This is a genomic window from Pectobacterium hainanensis (genome assembly GCF_046237015.1).
Taxonomy (GTDB): Bacteria; Pseudomonadota; Gammaproteobacteria; order Enterobacterales; family Enterobacteriaceae; genus JBJYIN01.
Map to the genome: position 1 here is coordinate 49,041 of NZ_JBJYIN010000020.1, position 17,208 is coordinate 66,248.

A 17,208-nucleotide genomic window follows, 5' to 3' on the forward strand; every position below is an offset into this window, starting at 1 on the left:
TTATCCCGGCGTGGATGGTTATAACCTTGGTTATCTGGTCAATAATGATTTGCGACGAGTGAACCCACCGGAGGACTGGGCATTTACTGTAATAGATGCCATTTTTGAGTCTCTTCGGCAGTCTAAAATAACGGAGCAGCCCCGTTATTATCTTTTTGGGAACAGTGCGGGCTGCCAGTTTGTTCACCGTATGCTGACGTTTGTTCCTACCGCAAAAGTAAAGGCTGCTATCTGTGCGGCAGCCGGGTGGTGGACGTTACCGGATGACGAAACGACATGGCCCTATGGTTTTGCGAATGCCCCGGTTGTGTTAAAAACCACCGAGCTAGAACGTTACTTTGCTATGCCTTTATTGATTACGGTTGGGCAACGGGATAACGATCCTTATCATCCGTTACTGCGCCGTTCCTATGAAGCGATGGCCCAAGGCAACAATCGCTTGCAGCGTGCTGAAAATTATTTTTTGACGGGCAAACAGAAAGCAAGTCGCTACAAGTTTCCCTTCAATTGGCAATTTACAACGGTTCCCGATGTTGCACATAGCGGCAGTAAGATGTCAGCATGGGCGGCAACACAGTTTGTGCAGTTTGAAAAATCAGGGGCTTTCCCTTATCAATATTGAATCCGATAGATTTGCAACGGTACCAACGGACGTGATCTATAGAAGTGATGAGCCAGCTCATCGGGATGAAAGACTTGAATGGGGTAGGGGATATATTCTTTAATGGAATAATTAAATATATCATTATTTCATAATACGTAATTTTGACATTGTGATATCGATTAGCTCTGATTTATGACACAGTATGAGACTTGCCTTATCAATGATAATCGATGTGTAATCGATATTATTTTTTACTTTTTGTGATTGTCACATAAGGTTATTCATGGCTAAGGGGATAGTTTATTTATTAACCCCTTTCGCTGCGGAGTTTGTGTATTAATTGATTTATAAATGGATAAAAGACATGAAAGTGTTAACTTTTGGGGAAATGATGTTGCGATTAAAGCCACTCGGTAACAATCGCATTATTCAGTCTGATGTTCTTGAAGCCGCATATGGTGGCGCAGAGGCTAATGTTGCCGTGTCTCTTGCATTGCTTGGTAATGACGCTGCTTATCTAACCAAATTGCCAAATAATTTGTTGGGAGAAACTGCGCTTTCTACGCTGAGAAAATATGGTGTTGATACAGCGAGAGTATTGCGTGGCGGTAATCGTTTGGGGATCTACTTTTTTGAGAAAGGTGCCAGCGTACGTTCAACGAATGTTGTTTACGATCGTGCAGGTAGTGCCTTTGCGGAAACGAAGCAGACGGAATTCGACTGGGAAGCCATTTTCAACGATGTTGATTACTTCTATTTTTCTGGTATCACACCTGCTATTTCTAGCGAGCTTGAACAGGCGGTAACGGCAGCTTGCGTTTTTTGTCAGAAACACAATATTCCCGTTGTTTGCGATATGAATTACCGTGGCAAGATGTGGTCGCCGGAAAAAGCGCAGGTTGTGATGTCCAAGCTGATGAATTATGTGACAATCTGCATCGCTAATGATGAAGATTTTGAAGCGACGCTGGGTATCAAAGCTTTTGATGGTGACATGTCTCGCGGAATTGATCAGATTGATGCCTTTAAAGAAGGGATGCTGGAGGTCACTCGTCGCTATCCTGGCTGTAAGGTCGTTGCCAGCGTGTTACGTAATATTCGGTCTGTTGAAGACAGCCAGTGGATGGGATTGCTGCTTAACGAAGGCAAATTCCATGAAACTAATCGCTACAACGTGCATGTTATGGAAGGGGTTGCAGCGGGAGACGCTTTTGGTGCTGGTTTGATGCACGGTGTTCTGCATGGCTTTGGCGATCAGGAAAAGATCGACTTTGCTATTGCCGCGAGTGTGTTAAAGCTGACAATTAGTGGTGACCTGAACCTTGTTCAGGAATCTGAAATTCGTTCTGTCATGAAAAAGGGTGGTGGGGCGAGCCTTAGCCGTTAACCATCGTATTAAATCGACACAACCTTCATTGTTTAGATTAATGGAGGTTGTATACCCGTCATACTTCAAGTTGCTTGTGCGTTGGCTGCCCTTACTCACCCCAGTCACTTACCTAAGTAAGCTCTTGGGGATTCGTGCGGTTGCCGCCTTCACGCAACTCGAATTATTTTGGGTATATCAATAAAAGTTAAGCGACAATTGTTGAATGAGTGACGTTGAAATACCGCGTCGCCTATGTTGTTTTACAACCATTCGCCTAACCTTACCTGATGATGACAATACTATACATTTTCCCTGTTATATTTCTTTCATCCCTTGTCATATATCACATCCTTGTGAATGTTGTGTTAACCATCCCTGTCATTAGAATGACCTTTCCCGCTTCGTGCGGGATTTTTTTTATCGTTAGTAGCGCGGTGGTCTATGAATTGTCAATAAGTGTTTATGTGAGTCATATATTGAAATATATCCGTCATACTTCAAGTTGACTACGCGCTGGCTGTACTCACTCTATTGTAATAGGAAATAAATATTAACCTGACTGTCGTGCTATTCGGGTAGTGTCGCTATTAAAAACAACTCAAAATTTGTTAGTTATTGGGCTGATAATAAATAATGGATGTCACCCTTAATGATAAGTTTTCACTATCTCTAACGTGCCATTGATGACAAATTGAACGCCCATGCACACCAGCAGAAAGCCCATAAGGCGAGAAATTGCTTCGATGCCTCCCTTGCCGACCAGTTTAATGATCAGGTGAGAGCTTTTTAGCGTTAACCACAAGATAAAACTCACTGCGATAAACGTAAGGACGGGGGCAACGGCGACGACCCATGGCGTAACATCGACACCACTTTTGATTTGTGACGCGGTACTGATGATAAGCGCAATGGTGCCGGGGCCTGCGGTACTGGGCATCGCCAGAGGGACGAAAGCGATATTCACATTGTTGGTGACACGGCTATTGTTGATTTCATCAGTTTTGCTTTTCACTTCGGGTATATGTTCAGGTTTTTGTTGCGGGAAAAGCATCCGGAAACCAATAAATGCTACGATTAAGCCGCCAGCGATCCGTAAACCGGGGATGGATATGCCAAAGGTATTCATAACTAGCTGACCGCCGTAAAAGGCGACGGTCATAATGATGAAAACGTATAACGAGGTCTGAAATATTTGTCGATTTTTCTCGCCCTGACTCATGTCTCCACTTAATCCCAGAAACACGGCAATGGTTGTGAGGGGGTTCGCTAGCGGCAGAATAAGAACGATGCCAACGCCAATAGCTTGAATCAATTCCAGCATTTAACCTCCAGTGAACGATCATGTGAAAAATAGTGCTATATCCTGCCTTTTTGCTCAGAAAAGGCAGTATTTCCGTTAACTGTTTACGTCATTTTCAGCCAGATTTTTAAACCGTTGCAGCGTTTTTGTCAGCATGTCTTTCGATAGAACATCGAACATCTGGCTAATTTTTCTCCCCAGTAATCCCCCTGGCGGATCAAAACGGATTGTCAAGGTCACTTCAGTACCATGACCTGTAGGCGAAGCTCTAAATGATAGCCGACCTTCATTGGGAATTCGCGCACCTTCAAGAGAACGCCAGTGTATATACACACCTTTTTTCTCATCAACGATGCGAGCTCGCCATTCGATAAGCGCACCGAAGGGCGTGTTCACCCGCCACAGTGAATCGGTATAATTAAGGATGTCGATAGTTGCAAAATGGTTCATCAGGACTGGCAATGTTTCTGGTTTTCTCCACAGATCAAACAGCGTTTCAGCAGGACGATGAATTGTGATGCAACTGCGAAGTTCATCTGAGTCTTTTTCGCTTTTAATACCAATGTTTTTTAGAAAAGAGGGGCGCACCAGACATTCTCCCTATAAATTCTTGGCCCAAACGGGCGTCTCGGGGACATTCTGACTGATATTGATGATGAAGCAAAGTAAGAATATGCGTCGTTTTAGGTAACGGAATGACCGATGCCAACTCATCTGACTTTTTAATTAGGTGATATGGGGTACTATCGGTTATTGCGTTTGATTGTTAGTGCGATAAAATATTATTTATGATTTTAATATTGAATTATATAAATATATATCCTAAATAAATTTATCTCAAAGGACCTGGGTATTGAATGGTGTTTGATTTAGTAAAAACGCACCCTACCCATAAAGTATGCTGGCAATTTATACATATTATCTCTTGATTTAATTACGATAAATGCTTTTATTCCCAGTGTTGTTGTTTACGCATTTGGTGTTTCATGATATTTTTTATTCAACATTGTTGTCCTGGTGACCTATCAATATGAATAATCCGTTTCACGCTAGGTGGAGTCGCAATGGGAATTTGCTTTGTCACGGTCATTGGCTTATTTCCTATAAAGAACAAGACTTCACGCTTCCTGAAAAATATCAAGAAAATCATATGGGAACGATGGGGATTTATTCAGTTATTGATCCCGAAGATGAATTATATCGTGATGGACTTGATGAAGATGATTGGATTTTAGCCAATATAGAATGGCTTGCCGATTGTTTTGAGTTGAATCAGATTCCGATAGAAGAGTGCTATTTTCGCTACTTTTATCAGGCTGTGAATCAACAAGATTGGCGTTGTACCAGTTGTGCTGGCTGTATGTGACCTTTCATTATTTGAGATCCTCTAACTCATCCACTCTTGCGTTTCTGGCTGCATGTGCGTTTATCTGAAGCGGCATTCAGAGACGCTATTTATTTTATGTAACATAGCGCCTTTTTTTGTAATGTGTTTCGCACATCAGTGCATAAAACCGCTTTTATAAAGAAAAGTGGTACCCTTGTCCTTTCCCCACTGATTAAGATGATACGGCAATGACGGAAACTGATATTTCACGGTTAAGTAGTCTGGTCGGCGAGCGGCTCAAAGCGAGTGGTGCAAAGGTCACCTGTGCGGAGTCTTGTACTGGTGGATGGCTAGCAAAGGCGATCACTGATATTTCAGGAAGTTCGAGCTGGTTTGATTATGGTTTCGTGACTTATAGCAATCAGGCCAAGCAAAATCTGGTACGTGTCAATGAAGATACGCTTTCTCTTTATGGTGCGGTGAGTGCCGAGGTCGTTGAGGAAATGGCTGTAGGAGCCTTAAACGCTGCCGGAGCGGATTTTGCTGTTTCGATCAGTGGTATCGCTGGGCCTGATGGTGGCTCCGATGAAAAGCCGGTCGGAACGGTCTGGTTTGGTTTTACCGATAAACAGGGATCTACCGTTACTCGTAAAATGTTATTTCGCGGTGGTAGGAATGATGTACGGTTGCAATCGGTACATTTTGCCTTACAAACATTGTTAGATGATTTTTTGAAAAAATAATCTTGATGCTGTATGCACATACAGTATAATGTCAGTAATTATTCGGCAATCCATGATTAAGCGACTGCGTAGAGAACGCTTTACGCTGCATGACAGGAGTAGAAATGGCTATTGATGAGAACAAACAAAAGGCTCTGGCGGCAGCTCTGGGTCAGATCGAAAAGCAGTTTGGTAAAGGTTCTATCATGCGTTTGGGCGAAGACCGCTCAATGGATGTTGAAACAATTTCTACCGGTTCCCTGTCTTTGGATATCGCATTGGGGGCAGGCGGCTTGCCGATGGGCCGTATTGTTGAAATTTATGGTCCAGAATCCTCTGGTAAAACGACACTGACTTTACAGGTTATCGCGGCAGCTCAGCGTGAAGGTAAAACATGTGCATTTATCGATGCAGAGCACGCATTGGACCCCATTTACGCTAAGAAACTTGGTGTAGATATTGATAATTTGCTGTGTTCTCAGCCTGATACCGGTGAGCAGGCGTTGGAAATCTGTGATGCGCTGACCCGTTCCGGCGCGGTCGATGTCATTATTGTCGACTCCGTTGCGGCCTTGACGCCGAAAGCTGAAATAGAAGGCGAAATCGGCGACTCACACATGGGGCTCGCTGCTCGCATGATGAGTCAGGCAATGCGTAAATTGGCGGGGAATCTGAAACAAGCTAATACGCTACTGATTTTTATTAACCAGATTCGCATGAAGATCGGGGTTATGTTTGGTAATCCTGAAACCACAACTGGCGGTAACGCATTGAAATTCTATGCATCCGTGCGCTTGGATATTCGCCGTATCGGTGCAATTAAAGAGGGCGAGGAAGTTGTGGGTAGTGAGACTCGTGTCAAGGTGGTTAAAAACAAAGTGGCCGCCCCGTTTAAACAGGCTGAGTTCCAAATCCTGTATGGTGAGGGGATCAATATTCATGGTGAGTTGGTTGATCTCGGGGTTAAGCATAAGCTGATTGAAAAAGCTGGTGCCTGGTACAGTTACAATGGCGATAAAATTGGGCAAGGGAAGGCGAATGCCTGTAATTACCTGAAAGAAAATCCAGCTATTGCAAATGAGTTGGATAAAAAACTGCGTGAGATGTTATTGCATAAAGGTAGCGATCTTTCGCCTGTCGCGACGGGTGAGAGCTACGATGAAAGCGTAGCAGAGGAAGGTCGTGAAGAGTTTTGATGTTCAGGGTATAGCATAAATTTTTGCCAGGTTTGTGAATGAGTAAACCGCTACGTTATGCTATGAATGTGCTTGCTGTTCGCGATCACAGTGAATTCGAGATACGCCGCAAACTTGCGGCGTATCTTTATCAACCGGAAAGAACTGATGGCGCGCTCAACGATGTAAAGAAAAACGTTTCCGCTGAGGAAATTGAGTCTGTCATTCTCTACTGTACGGAACATGGCTGGTTGGACGATGGGCGTTTTGCTTGTCGTTATATCCGAAGTCGTAGCCGTAAAGGGTATGGTTCACAGCGTATCCGAGCAGAATTGAGCCAAAAGGGTATCGATAAGGAAACGATCTCTACCGCTTTTGATGAAAGTGATATTGACTGGTGTGAACTGGCTAAGTCGATCGCAGAGCGAAAATTCGGGTATCCTCTACCCGTTGAGTGGAAAGAAAAGGTAAAACTACAGCGATATTTGCTATATCGTGGTTTTTTCCATGAAGAAATCCAATCTGTTTATGCGAATTTTTCAGATTGATGCATACGGGATTTTACTTCCCATCGAAGAAAATTTATCTTATTCCCACTTTTTTTGTTCGTGAGTTGCACGGTAGCGTCAGCATGCTGCACTAACCTTGCCCGCGATCTGTTCTTCTAGCTTGATTCCAGGACAATTATGAGCAAGAGCACCGCTGAGATCCGTCAGGCGTTTCTCGATTTTTTCCACGGTAAGGGTCATCAGGTTGTTGAAAGTAGCTCCCTGGTGCCGAATAACGATCCAACTTTGCTATTCACCAACGCAGGTATGAACCAGTTCAAGGATGTATTTTTGGGACTGGATAAACGCAACTACCTGAGAGCAACGACGTCACAGCGTTGTGTGCGTGCAGGTGGTAAGCATAACGATTTGGAAAACGTTGGCTACACTGCGCGTCATCATACCTTCTTTGAGATGTTAGGAAATTTCAGTTTTGGCGATTATTTCAAGCAGAATGCCATTCATTACGCATGGGAGCTGTTGACATCACCAGAATGGTTTAGCCTGCCAAAAGAGAAATTGTGGGTAACGGTTTATGCGACCGATGACGAAGCTTATGGTATCTGGGCTAATGAAATTGGTGTTCCACCAGAGCGTATTATTCGCATTGGCGACAACAAAGGTGGCGCCTATGAGTCAGATAATTTCTGGCAGATGGGCGAAACCGGTCCTTGTGGCCCATGTAGCGAGATTTTTTACGATCACGGCGCACATATAGCGGGGGGGCCTCCGGGCAGTCCTGATGAAGATGGCGATCGCTATATTGAGATCTGGAATCTGGTTTTCATGCAGTTCAATCGCCAGGCTGATGGTTCAATGGTGCCATTACCTAAACCCTCTGTTGATACCGGTATGGGCTTAGAACGTGTATCTGCCGTGTTGCAGCACGTCAATTCAAACTATGAAATTGATTTATTTAAGACGTTGATTGCTGCTGCCGCAAAAGCGGTAGGGACGACGGACTTGGATAATAAGTCGCTACGTGTTATCGCTGACCACATCCGCTCTTGTGCTTTCCTGATTGCTGATGGCGTGACGCCTTCCAATGAAAACCGTGGCTATGTTCTGCGCCGTATCATTCGTCGTGCAGTGCGTCATGGCAATATGCTGGGAGCGACAGAGACATTCTTTTACAAATTGGTTGCGCCGTTGATTGAGGTTATGGGCTCAGCGGCGACTGAGTTGAAAAAGCAGCAGTCGATGGTTGAACAAGCGCTCAAAACGGAAGAAGAGCAATTCGCTCGTACACTGGAGCGTGGACTGTCATTGCTGGATGATGAAATCAGCAAGTTGTCTGGCGATACGCTGGATGGTGAAACGGCATTTAAACTCTATGACACTTATGGTTTCCCTATCGATTTAACCGCTGATGTATGCCGTGAGCGTGGTCTGAAGGTCGATGAGAATGGATTTGAGCAAGCGATGGAAGCTCAGCGCCAGCGCGCGCGCGAGGCGAGTGGATTTGGTGTCGATTACAACAGTCTTGTCCGTGTTGATGCAATAACACCTTTTCGGGGTTATGAACAAACTCGCCAGCAATCCACGGTTATCGCGCTGTACCATGATGGCAAAGCTGTCGAACAGATTGAGGCGGGTGAAGACGCTGTCGTTATTTTGAATGAGACACCGTTTTATAGTGAGTCTGGTGGGCAAGTTGGTGATAAAGGGGAATTAATTGGCACCACTAATGCTCGCTTCGATGTGCAGGATACCCAGAAGTATGGTCAGGCTATCGGCCATATCGGTAAGCTGGTTCAAGGATCGTTGCGTGTTAACGACAGTATTGATGCCATTGTTGATGAGGCGCGTCGTGATCGTATCCGTTTGAATCATTCTGCAACACATTTGTTGCATGCGGCGTTACGTCAGGTTTTGGGTGAACATGTCGCACAGAAAGGTTCGTTGGTTAATGACAGCTATCTGCGTTTTGATTTCTCTCACACTGAAGCAATGAAACCTGAACAAATTCGTCAGGTGGAAGATATTGTCAATGCTCAAATTCGTCGTAACCATGCGGTGCAAACGAATGTGATGGCGATTGCGGATGCGAAAGCTAAGGGGGCGATGGCTCTGTTTGGCGAAAAATATGACGAGCAGGTTCGTGTATTGACAATGGGCGATTTCTCGATCGAGTTGTGTGGTGGTACTCACGCTCGCCATACGGGCGATATCGGTTTGTTTCAGATCAGTTCTGAATCGGGAACTGCCGCTGGCGTGCGCCGAATCGAAGCTGTAACAGGTGAAAACGCGTTGTCCGTGTTGCATCATCAAAGTGACGTTTTGCAGGATATTGCGCACCTTCTGAAAGGTGATAGCAATAATCTGAGTGACAAAGTCCGCTCTGTACTTGACCGTACTCGGGCTTTGGAAAAGGAACTTCAACAATTGAAAGCCCAGCAGGCTGCGCAAGAAAGTTCTTCTCTCTCTGGCAAGGCAAAAGATATTAATGGCACTAAACTGCTAGTTACTCAATTGGATAATGTAGAAGCTAAGTTACTACGAACCATGGTGGATGATCTGAAGAATCAACTAGGGTCAGCCATTATTGTTTTGGCCACCACGGCTGAGGGGAAAGTTAGCTTGATTTCTGGTGTCACAAAGGATTTAACTGATCGAGTGAAAGCTGGTGAGTTAATTGGATTTGTTGCCCAGCAGGTTGGCGGCAAGGGCGGCGGTCGCCCGGATATGGCTCAGGCTGGTGGTTCTGATGTGGTTGCATTGCCTGCCGCTTTAGCCAGTATTGAATCCTGGGTTGCTGGCAAACTGTAAGTTAATATTCGCGTTGTCCAACAAAACGCCATAGCTGAATATGGGTTATGGCGTTTTTGTCTTGCAGGAAGGATATCTGTCAAGCAAGATGAACGGTATGTCGCTTTGGAGATCCTGAAGCTGAATATGCTCAAGTGTCTTGTTGCGATAACAAAGGCACAAGCTACTTATATCGACTAAACTAACAAGTAGCGACAACTAGGAGTGCGATGATGGAGTTATACCATCGTCTAGGTTTACGTTTTCACGGCACATGATGGATAATGACGGGGAGACAGAGAGACCCGACTCTTTATAATCTTTCAAGGAGCAAAGAATGCTTATTTTGACTCGTCGAGTTGGCGAAACCCTCATGATTGGCGATGAGGTAACGGTTACTGTACTAGGGGTAAAAGGCAATCAGGTGCGCATTGGTGTTAATGCGCCTAAAGAGGTTTCTGTCCACCGAGAAGAGATCTATCAACGAATTCAGGCAGAGAAATCTCAGCCGTCCTCGTATTGATTGGCAATGCGTCTCGCAGAAACGAGACGCTATTGTTTTCCTCGCATTTTCTTTTTCTTCCTCTGATTAATATCTTTTTCCTTTTTGAGCATTGTCCTGATTGTAGGATAACCATCTGTTTTCCTGCTGATAAAATGCACTTTTTGTCGTGAATTCGCCCGTCTTGGATGCGAATTGCACAAACAAACTTAACTTGGGAAAAATTGTTTGACTTATAAGTCCGGGAAAGTAATATGTGCGCCACGCAGTACCGGTGAACACAAGTAGAAAATTTTCGATGTGATTACAGGTAATGCATGGTGAGGTGGCCGAGAGGCTGAAGGCGCTCCCCTGCTAAGGGAGTATGCGGTCAAAAGCTGCATCGAGGGTTCGAATCCCTCCCTCACCGCCATTTAATGCATCCGTAGCTCAGCTGGATAGAGTACTCGGCTACGAACCGAGCGGTCGGAGGTTCGAATCCTCCCGGATGCACCATTTAAATGGCGACTATGTTGGTAATTGCTGTTTGTGTTGAAGTAGAAAATATTATGCATCCGTAGCTCAGCTGGATAGAGTACTCGGCTACGAACCGAGCGGTCGGAGGTTCGAATCCTCCCGGATGCACCATTGTTAGCATTTCTATTGATCTCATAGCAGATTTTCTTTTATACCAATCAAAAGCTTCTCCTTTCTATATGCATCCGTAGCTCAGCTGGATAGAGTACTCGGCTACGAACCGAGCGGTCGGAGGTTCGAATCCTCCCGGATGCACCATATCTCGTACGGATAATCGTCATTGCCTTGAACCGGCGTATAGCCATTTGTTCCGTTTGCTTTCTTCTTCCGTAGTACATTACTGTTTGTGCATATTGTCGTCTGCTTTTCGTTCATGTGGCCTGGCCGTCCTGCCTATTGTTCTTAGTATTACGCTTCGTAAAGTCACATCACTCTATTTTGATTGAAATAATGGCCTGATTATTATGTGGTTATTGAGTGAGCGACAACGTTTTTACTTTGCGATAAAGTAAGCCTCTTTTTTCTGTAAGCATGGAGTACATGATGTACGATCGTTATCAAGGCTTGATCTTTGATATGGACGGCACCTTACTCGATACCGAACCGACACACCATAAAGCATGGCATCAGGTGCTGGCTAAATATGGTATGAAATATGAAGCGGCTGTCATGACTGCGTTGAATGGTTCTCCGACCTGGCGTACCGCCCAGTTTATTATTGAGCGTCACCAGGTGGATATGGATCCGCATAAATTAGCCGATGAAAAAACGGCGATTGTGCAGGAAATGCTGTTGGACACGGTGACCGCGCTACCGTTAATTGATGTGGTCAAGCATTATCACGGGCGTCGTCCTATGGCTATCGGGACTGGTAGCACTCATGGTATGGCTGACATGCTGTTACAGCATCTTGGGTTACATGGTTATTTTGATGCGATTGTTGGTGCTGACGATGTTATCAATCATAAGCCGTTCCCCGACACGTTTTTACGTTGCGCTGAGCTTATCTCGGTAGCACCAGAACATTGTGTTGTGTTTGAAGATGCTGATTATGGTATTGAGGCTGCTAAGCGTGCAAACATGGCTGTAGTCGATGTCCGTAAACGGTGACTGAGTTCTGGGCTGTATTCACTCTTTTCTGGAGCAGCTTACTGAGTGCGACATTGCTACCAGGAAGTTCAGAAGTGTTGCTGGTTACACTCTTGCTTTCTGGCAATGTCAGCCCCATCTTGCTAATTATTGTTGCAACGGTGGGAAATACCCTGGGAGGGGTAACAAACATTATTATAGGGCGCTTACTGCCTCAACTAAAACAGCAGACAGGACACGCGATAGCGGTACGTTGGTTACAGCGCTATGGCCTCGCTGCGTTATTATTTAGTTGGGTTCCGGTAGTTGGCGATTTATTGTGTGTATTGGCGGGTTGGTTACGTATGCCTTGGGTTCGTGCGGCCGTTTTCATCGGTATTGGGAAAGCGCTGCGCTATATCATCCTGACAGGGGTAACTTTACAAGGTATTGCATGGTGGCATTAGTCGCGGGTCGTGGCTGGTGAGTGTCACCTCGTTTCAATTATGCTTATAAACATTACATTTTAACAACGGGAGGTCGATTTGATCCCGGACATATCAACTGCGCTTTCTTGGCTGGAAAAGCATCCACATGCTGTGAACGGTATCCAGCGTGGAATTGAGCGCGAAACGTTGCGCGTATTGGCGAATGGACACCTTGCTACGACAGGTCATCCCGAGCAGTTAGGCTCGGCGTTAACACATCCATGGATTACGACGGACTTTGCAGAGTCACTACTGGAATTCATTACACCGGTTGATCAAGATGTTGACCATTTGCTGAGTTTTTTGCGAGACATTCATCGCCATGTATCCCGAAATCTGGATGATGAGCGCATGTGGCCATTAAGTATGCCGTGCTTTATTGCCGCTGAGCAGGATATTGAATTAGCGCAATATGGTACTTCTAACATTGGTCGATTTAAGACACTGTATCGTGAGGGGTTGAAAAATCGTTACGGTGCACTGATGCAAACCATCTCCGGTGTGCATTACAATTTTTCGCTACCGCTTGCGTTTTGGCAGGCTAAGTCTGGTGTCAAAGATGCTGATAGTGGAAAAATTGAGATATCAGCGGGGTATTTTCGCCTAATCCGTAATTACTATCGATTTGGCTGGATTATTCCTTATCTGTTTGGGGCTTCGCCCGCTATTTGTTCGTCTTTCCTGCAAGGTCGTGAAACCGCACTTCCTTTTGAACGCACGGATAAGGGAATGTGTTACCTACCGTATGCAACCTCGCTTCGGTTGAGCGATTTAGGTTATACCAATAAATCACAAAGTAATCTTGGTATTACGTTTAATCATTTGGATACCTATGTCGCTGCGTTGAAACGCGCAATAAAAACGCCTTCTGAAGAGTATGCTCAAATTGGTGTGAAAAAAGAGGGGCGATATCTACAACTGAACACCAATGTATTGCAGATTGAAAATGAACTCTATGCCCCTATCAGGCCAAAAAGGGTGACTCGGGCTGGGGAATCGCCCTCCGATGCGCTTCTGCGTGGCGGCATTGAGTATATTGAAGTGAGGTCGCTGGATATTAATCCATTCTCGCCAACTGGTGTCAGTGGTAGCCAGGTTCGATTCCTTGATTTGTTCCTGATCTGGTGTGCGCTGGCTGATGCACCAGAAATGAGCGCTGATGAATTAGCGTGTACGCGCAAAAATTGGAATCGAGTGATACTGGAAGGGCGTAAGCCGGGACAGACTGTTGGTATGGGATGTGATACGGCACAACAACCTATTGCTGATGTAGGCAAATCATTGTTTGCTGATTTGCGTCGTGTTGCTGAGGTGTTGGATGAGGGGCGCGAACAACCTTATTATCAGCAAGTTTGCGATGAGTTAGTTACTGGTTTTGAAGATCCAGAAAGTACATTCTCTGGACGATTGCTTGCTATGATGAAGCAAGAAGGCAGTAGTAGTGTTGGTCTTCATCTCGCAGATGAATATCGCAAAATGTTACGTGATGAACCATTGCAAGTGTTGACGGAAGAACAACTGAGTGCGGAGTGTGAACGCTCATGGCTTCGTCAGCGGCAGATTGAAGCGGAAGATACACTGAGTTTTGAAGCCTATCTTGCTGCGCAGTAAAAAGAAAAGGCCACAGAAACTGTGGCCAAATAAACATCTCTAATAAGGGATGATGATAATAAATGCGCGTCTTTCAGTAACTCAGACTCGCACGAAGAAGAAAAGTTTCCCAGAAATGAGAAAAAATAAAATTTTTCTATGAGGAGGTGGCGTTATGCCGTTACTAGATAGCTTTACTGTAGATCATACCCGTATGGCAGCGCCTGCTGTTCGGGTTGCGAAAACCATGAAAACCCCTCATGGCGATAATATCACTGTTTTTGACCTACGTTTTTGTCGCCCTAACCTTGAGGTGATGCCTGAGCGGGGTATTCACACGCTGGAACACCTGTTTGCGGGGTTCATGCGTAATCATCTGAATGGCGACGGTGTCGAAATCATTGATATTTCTCCGATGGGATGTCGTACTGGTTTCTATATGAGTTTAATTGGTACGCCAGAGGAACAGCGTGTGGCCGATGCCTGGAAGGCGGCAATGGCGGATGTCCTGAAAGTGACTGACCAGCGGAAAATTCCTGAACTGAATGAATATCAATGCGGAACTTATGAGATGCATTCTCTGACTGAAGCTCAGGAAATTGCGCAGCACATTCTGGATCATGATATTGGTATCAACCAGAATGACGATTTGGCTCTGCCAAAGGATAAGCTGGCAGAATTACATATTTAGTAAAGACTTATTGCACTAGTCATCCAAAGTAAAAGAGAGCCTCATGTTGGCTCTCTTTTTTGTATGTCTATTTTGTGAATGTGTTTTCTGTGGGATTAGGTCGCGACAAAATTCTGGATGACTCGGCTGCCGAAATAGGACAACGTCAATAGTAGCGCACCTAGCAGGCTAAACCAGACAACCCGACGCCCGCGCCAGCCTTCATGATAATGTCCCCAGAGCAACAGAATATAGATGAACCAGGCAAACAGAGAAAATACGGCTTTATGCAGGTTCTCTTTGTTACCGATCAGATCATCCATGTAATATAGCCCGGTACAAAGCGTCAGGGTTAACAGAATGACGCCTACCTGAGTGATGTGAAACATTTTTCGTTCTATGCCCATTAATGGCGGCATATCTGCAGCAAACCCAAGTTTTTTATTTTTTAGCAGATAATCGAGCCAGGCAAGCTGTAGCGCATAAAGCGCAGCGATGAGCAATGTTGCATAAGAAAACAGCGCCAGACCAATATGAATCATCAATCCTGGCGTTGCTTCCAGATGAGTGATGGATTCACCGGGCATAAAACTGGCAAACGCCAGATTGATTAAGGCAAAGGTATAAACGATAGGGAGCAAGAACCAGCCGCGGTTACGCGAGGCAACAATCGTCATCACAGTACAAATGATGAGGCTGACGAGCGAACCGATATTTAACAGGCTCAGATTTTGGCCCGTTTGAACGTCAAAAATCCGCTGATAAAGCGCGATTGCATGACAGGCAAGCGCAACGCTGGCCGAGAGTATTGCCAGCCGACGATATGCACTGTTCTTGCGTAGCAGACTGGGGATAATCAGTCCAAGGCTAAGTGTGTAGGCGCCCAGCGCCACAAGAGCGAAAACAGACATACAAATAGGTTATTAAATATCAGCGAAGTAAAATGAAAGGTCAGTATAGCGTTAGTCTCACTGGGGACCAACTGTTCTCCATCTGAGTCACAGAGATCGCTGGCACTTTCATGTTATAATCGAGCTATTCGCGTCGCACTGGCGGCTTGTCACACGTTGAGCATAAGACATGTTTGAAAATTTAACCGATCGACTATCGCGCACATTGCGCAATATCAGTGGCCGTGGGCGGTTGACTGAAGACAATATTAAAGAAACGTTACGTGAAGTCCGCATGGCGTTGTTGGAAGCTGATGTTGCCTTACCGGTGGTTCGCGATTTTATTAATCGTGTCAAAGAACGTGCCGTAGGTCATGAAGTTAATAAGAGCCTGACGCCAGGCCAAGAATTCGTCAAAATTGTCAAAAATGAACTCATCAGTGCGATGGGAGAGAGTAATGCGGAGTTAAATCTGGCCGCGCAACCGCCAGCGGTAGTTCTGATGGCTGGTTTACAAGGTGCGGGTAAAACCACCAGCGTTGGTAAACTAGGGAAGTTCCTTAAAGAAAAACAGAAAAAAAAGGTATTGGTTGTTTCTGCGGACGTTTATCGCCCTGCGGCGATTAAACAGCTGGAAACGTTGGCCGAAGGGATTGGGGTTGATTTCTTTGCGTCGACCGTGCAGGAAAAGCCGCTCGACATTGTTAGTCGGGCGCTACAGCACGCCAAACTTAAATTCTATGATGTGTTATTAGTCGATACTGCTGGTCGCCTTCATGTCGATGACGCCATGATGGATGAGATTAAGCAGATTCATGCGGCGATCAATCCGGTGGAAACCCTGTTTGTCGTTGATGCTATGACGGGTCAGGATGCGGCAAATACGGCAAAAGCGTTTAATGAAGCACTGCCGTTAACGGGGGTGGTGCTGACTAAAATTGACGGTGATGCGCGTGGCGGTGCTGCGTTGTCTATCCGTCATATTACGGGTAAACCGATTAAATTCCTCGGCGTTGGTGAAAAAACCGAAGCGCTGGAACCTTTCTATCCTGAACGCGTTGCCTCTCGTATCCTCGGAATGGGTGATGTTCTCTCCTTGATTGAGGATATTGAAAGTAAGGTCGATCGTACTCAGGCTGAAAAGCTGGCAAATAAGCTCAAGAAAGGTGATGGGTTTGATTTGACGGATTTCCTGGATCAGCTCAAGCAGATGCGGAACATGGGCGGCATGGCCAGCATGATGAGTAAAATGCCGGGCATGGGGCAATTGCCTGACAATGTAAAATCTCAGATGGACGATAAAGTATTGGTTCGTATGGAGGCGATCATCAATTCGATGACGCATCAGGAACGAGCAAAACCTGAGATTATTAAAGGTTCCCGGAAACGGCGTATTGCGACCGGATCGGGCATGCAGGTTCAGGATGTTAACCGCCTTTTAAAACAGTTTGATGATATGCAGCGCATGATGAAAAAGATGAAGAGTGGTGGTTTGGCGAAGATGATGCGCAGTATGAAAGGGATGATGCCACCCGGATTCCCGGGACGTTAAGCGTGATAATCTGGTCACGACTAATAAAGTCTCACGCTCGTTTTACGCTTTAGATTGCTTTTGGCGTCAAAATGAGTAAAATTTTGGGGCTTTTTATATGACATACTGGGCCCCGTTCCTCGATGGGGCCCGGTTGTTT

Annotated in this window: 16 protein-coding genes and 4 tRNA genes; 17 read left to right on the top strand and 3 right to left on the bottom strand. The window is 45.4% G+C overall.

The genetic code is table 11. The features are described from left to right. The first annotated feature begins 10 nt into the window (after window positions 1-10). The gene (locus tag ACKPVM_RS17715; RefSeq protein WP_409311127.1) at window positions 11-622 is read left to right on the top strand and encodes a hypothetical protein; all 612 of its coding nucleotides are present in this window, start codon (window positions 11-13) and stop codon (window positions 620-622) included. Between the two features lie 346 nt (window positions 623-968). After that, window positions 969-1,991, top strand: a complete 1,023-nt coding sequence (locus tag ACKPVM_RS17720) for a PfkB family carbohydrate kinase (RefSeq protein WP_409311128.1) — start codon at window positions 969-971, stop codon at window positions 1,989-1,991. Between the two features lie 628 nt (window positions 1,992-2,619). On the opposite strand, the gene ACKPVM_RS17725 is transcribed toward ACKPVM_RS17720, so the two are convergent. Continuing rightward, the gene (locus ACKPVM_RS17725; protein ID WP_409311129.1) at window positions 2,620-3,294 is read right to left on the bottom strand and encodes a MarC family NAAT transporter; all 675 of its coding nucleotides are present in this window, start codon (window positions 3,292-3,294) and stop codon (window positions 2,620-2,622) included. A 75-nt stretch (window positions 3,295-3,369) separates the two neighbouring features. Beyond that, window positions 3,370-3,861, bottom strand: a complete 492-nt coding sequence (locus tag ACKPVM_RS17730; protein ID WP_409311130.1) for an SRPBCC family protein — start codon at window positions 3,859-3,861, stop codon at window positions 3,370-3,372. Between the two features lie 442 nt (window positions 3,862-4,303). On the opposite strand from ACKPVM_RS17730, the gene ACKPVM_RS17735 reads away from it, so the two are divergent. The 14 genes from ACKPVM_RS17735 to luxS all read left to right on the top strand — a co-directional run bounded on the left by ACKPVM_RS17735 (window position 4,304) and on the right by luxS (window position 14,648). Next, window positions 4,304-4,639 (top strand): PM0253 family protein, encoded by a 336-nt coding sequence (locus tag ACKPVM_RS17735; RefSeq protein WP_409311131.1) that lies wholly within the window; start codon window positions 4,304-4,306, stop codon window positions 4,637-4,639. A gap of 209 nt (window positions 4,640-4,848) precedes the next feature. After that, window positions 4,849-5,343 (top strand): nicotinamide-nucleotide amidase, encoded by a 495-nt coding sequence (gene pncC, locus ACKPVM_RS17740; RefSeq protein ID WP_409311132.1) that lies wholly within the window; start codon window positions 4,849-4,851, stop codon window positions 5,341-5,343. 104 nt (window positions 5,344-5,447) lie between these two features. Beyond that, the gene (gene recA, locus ACKPVM_RS17745; RefSeq protein ID WP_409311133.1) at window positions 5,448-6,518 is read left to right on the top strand and encodes a recombinase RecA; all 1,071 of its coding nucleotides are present in this window, start codon (window positions 5,448-5,450) and stop codon (window positions 6,516-6,518) included. A gap of 38 nt (window positions 6,519-6,556) precedes the next feature. Continuing rightward, window positions 6,557-7,045 (top strand): recombination regulator RecX, encoded by a 489-nt coding sequence (gene recX, locus ACKPVM_RS17750; RefSeq protein WP_409311134.1) that lies wholly within the window; start codon window positions 6,557-6,559, stop codon window positions 7,043-7,045. 138 nt (window positions 7,046-7,183) lie between these two features. Further along, complete coding sequence (gene alaS, locus ACKPVM_RS17755; protein ID WP_409311135.1) at window positions 7,184-9,814, top strand: alanine--tRNA ligase; 2,631 nt, start codon at window positions 7,184-7,186, stop codon at window positions 9,812-9,814. 316 nt (window positions 9,815-10,130) lie between these two features. Then, window positions 10,131-10,316: a carbon storage regulator CsrA gene (gene csrA, locus ACKPVM_RS17760; RefSeq protein WP_113868615.1), complete on the top strand. Its 186-nt coding sequence runs from the start codon at window positions 10,131-10,133 to the stop codon at window positions 10,314-10,316. A gap of 298 nt (window positions 10,317-10,614) precedes the next feature. Beyond that, a tRNA-Ser gene (locus ACKPVM_RS17765) sits at window positions 10,615-10,707 on the top strand. A gap of 6 nt (window positions 10,708-10,713) precedes the next feature. Then, window positions 10,714-10,790, top strand: a tRNA-Arg gene (locus ACKPVM_RS17770). Between the two features lie 55 nt (window positions 10,791-10,845). Continuing rightward, window positions 10,846-10,922 (top strand) — tRNA-Arg (locus ACKPVM_RS17775). A gap of 70 nt (window positions 10,923-10,992) precedes the next feature. After that, window positions 10,993-11,069 (top strand) — tRNA-Arg (locus ACKPVM_RS17780). Window positions 11,070-11,354: 285 nt separating this feature from the next. Beyond that, a complete protein-coding gene (yqaB, locus tag ACKPVM_RS17785) occupies window positions 11,355-11,921 on the top strand; it encodes a fructose-1-phosphate/6-phosphogluconate phosphatase (RefSeq protein WP_409311166.1) in 567 nt (188 codons plus the stop codon). After that, window positions 11,918-12,346: a YqaA family protein gene (locus tag ACKPVM_RS17790; RefSeq protein WP_409311136.1), complete on the top strand. Its 429-nt coding sequence runs from the start codon at window positions 11,918-11,920 to the stop codon at window positions 12,344-12,346. Before yqaB ends, ACKPVM_RS17790 begins: the two co-directional genes overlap by 4 nt. Before the next feature lie 78 nt (window positions 12,347-12,424). Then, window positions 12,425-13,978 (top strand): glutamate--cysteine ligase, encoded by a 1,554-nt coding sequence (gene gshA, locus ACKPVM_RS17795; protein ID WP_409311137.1) that lies wholly within the window; start codon window positions 12,425-12,427, stop codon window positions 13,976-13,978. 154 nt (window positions 13,979-14,132) lie between these two features. After that, window positions 14,133-14,648, top strand: a complete 516-nt coding sequence (luxS, locus tag ACKPVM_RS17800) for an S-ribosylhomocysteine lyase (protein WP_409311138.1) — start codon at window positions 14,133-14,135, stop codon at window positions 14,646-14,648. 95 nt (window positions 14,649-14,743) lie between these two features. Here the strand turns inward: luxS and ACKPVM_RS17805 are convergent, their stop codons facing one another. Further along, on the bottom strand, window positions 14,744-15,538 hold the full coding sequence (locus tag ACKPVM_RS17805) for a cytochrome C assembly family protein (RefSeq protein ID WP_409311139.1): 795 nt from the start codon (window positions 15,536-15,538) through the stop codon (window positions 14,744-14,746). A 169-nt stretch (window positions 15,539-15,707) separates the two neighbouring features. Here ACKPVM_RS17805 and ffh point away from each other — a divergent pair, with 169 nt between their 5' ends. After that, window positions 15,708-17,069 (top strand): signal recognition particle protein, encoded by a 1,362-nt coding sequence (ffh, locus tag ACKPVM_RS17810; protein WP_409311140.1) that lies wholly within the window; start codon window positions 15,708-15,710, stop codon window positions 17,067-17,069. The last annotated feature ends 139 nt before the right edge of the window (window positions 17,070-17,208 follow it).

Bases quoted from the DNA above. Each gene is read 5' to 3' on its own strand.
- yqaB (WP_409311166.1), top strand. From the start codon at position 11,355: ATGTACGATCGTTATCAAGGCTTGATCTTTGATATGGACGGCACCTTA.
- pncC (WP_409311132.1), top strand. From the start codon at position 4,849: ATGACGGAAACTGATATTTCACGGTTAAGTAGTCTGGTCGGCGAGCGG.
- recX (WP_409311134.1), top strand. From the start codon at position 6,557: ATGAGTAAACCGCTACGTTATGCTATGAATGTGCTTGCTGTTCGCGAT.
- ACKPVM_RS17720 (WP_409311128.1), top strand. From the start codon at position 969: ATGAAAGTGTTAACTTTTGGGGAAATGATGTTGCGATTAAAGCCACTC.
- ACKPVM_RS17735 (WP_409311131.1), top strand. From the start codon at position 4,304: ATGAATAATCCGTTTCACGCTAGGTGGAGTCGCAATGGGAATTTGCTT.
- ffh (WP_409311140.1), top strand. From the start codon at position 15,708: ATGTTTGAAAATTTAACCGATCGACTATCGCGCACATTGCGCAATATC.
- ACKPVM_RS17725 (WP_409311129.1), bottom strand. From the start codon at position 3,294: ATGCTGGAATTGATTCAAGCTATTGGCGTTGGCATCGTTCTTATTCTG.
- alaS (WP_409311135.1), top strand. From the start codon at position 7,184: ATGAGCAAGAGCACCGCTGAGATCCGTCAGGCGTTTCTCGATTTTTTC.
- luxS (WP_409311138.1), top strand. From the start codon at position 14,133: ATGCCGTTACTAGATAGCTTTACTGTAGATCATACCCGTATGGCAGCG.
- recA (WP_409311133.1), top strand. From the start codon at position 5,448: ATGGCTATTGATGAGAACAAACAAAAGGCTCTGGCGGCAGCTCTGGGT.
- csrA (WP_113868615.1), top strand. From the start codon at position 10,131: ATGCTTATTTTGACTCGTCGAGTTGGCGAAACCCTCATGATTGGCGAT.
- ACKPVM_RS17805 (WP_409311139.1), bottom strand. From the start codon at position 15,538: ATGTCTGTTTTCGCTCTTGTGGCGCTGGGCGCCTACACACTTAGCCTT.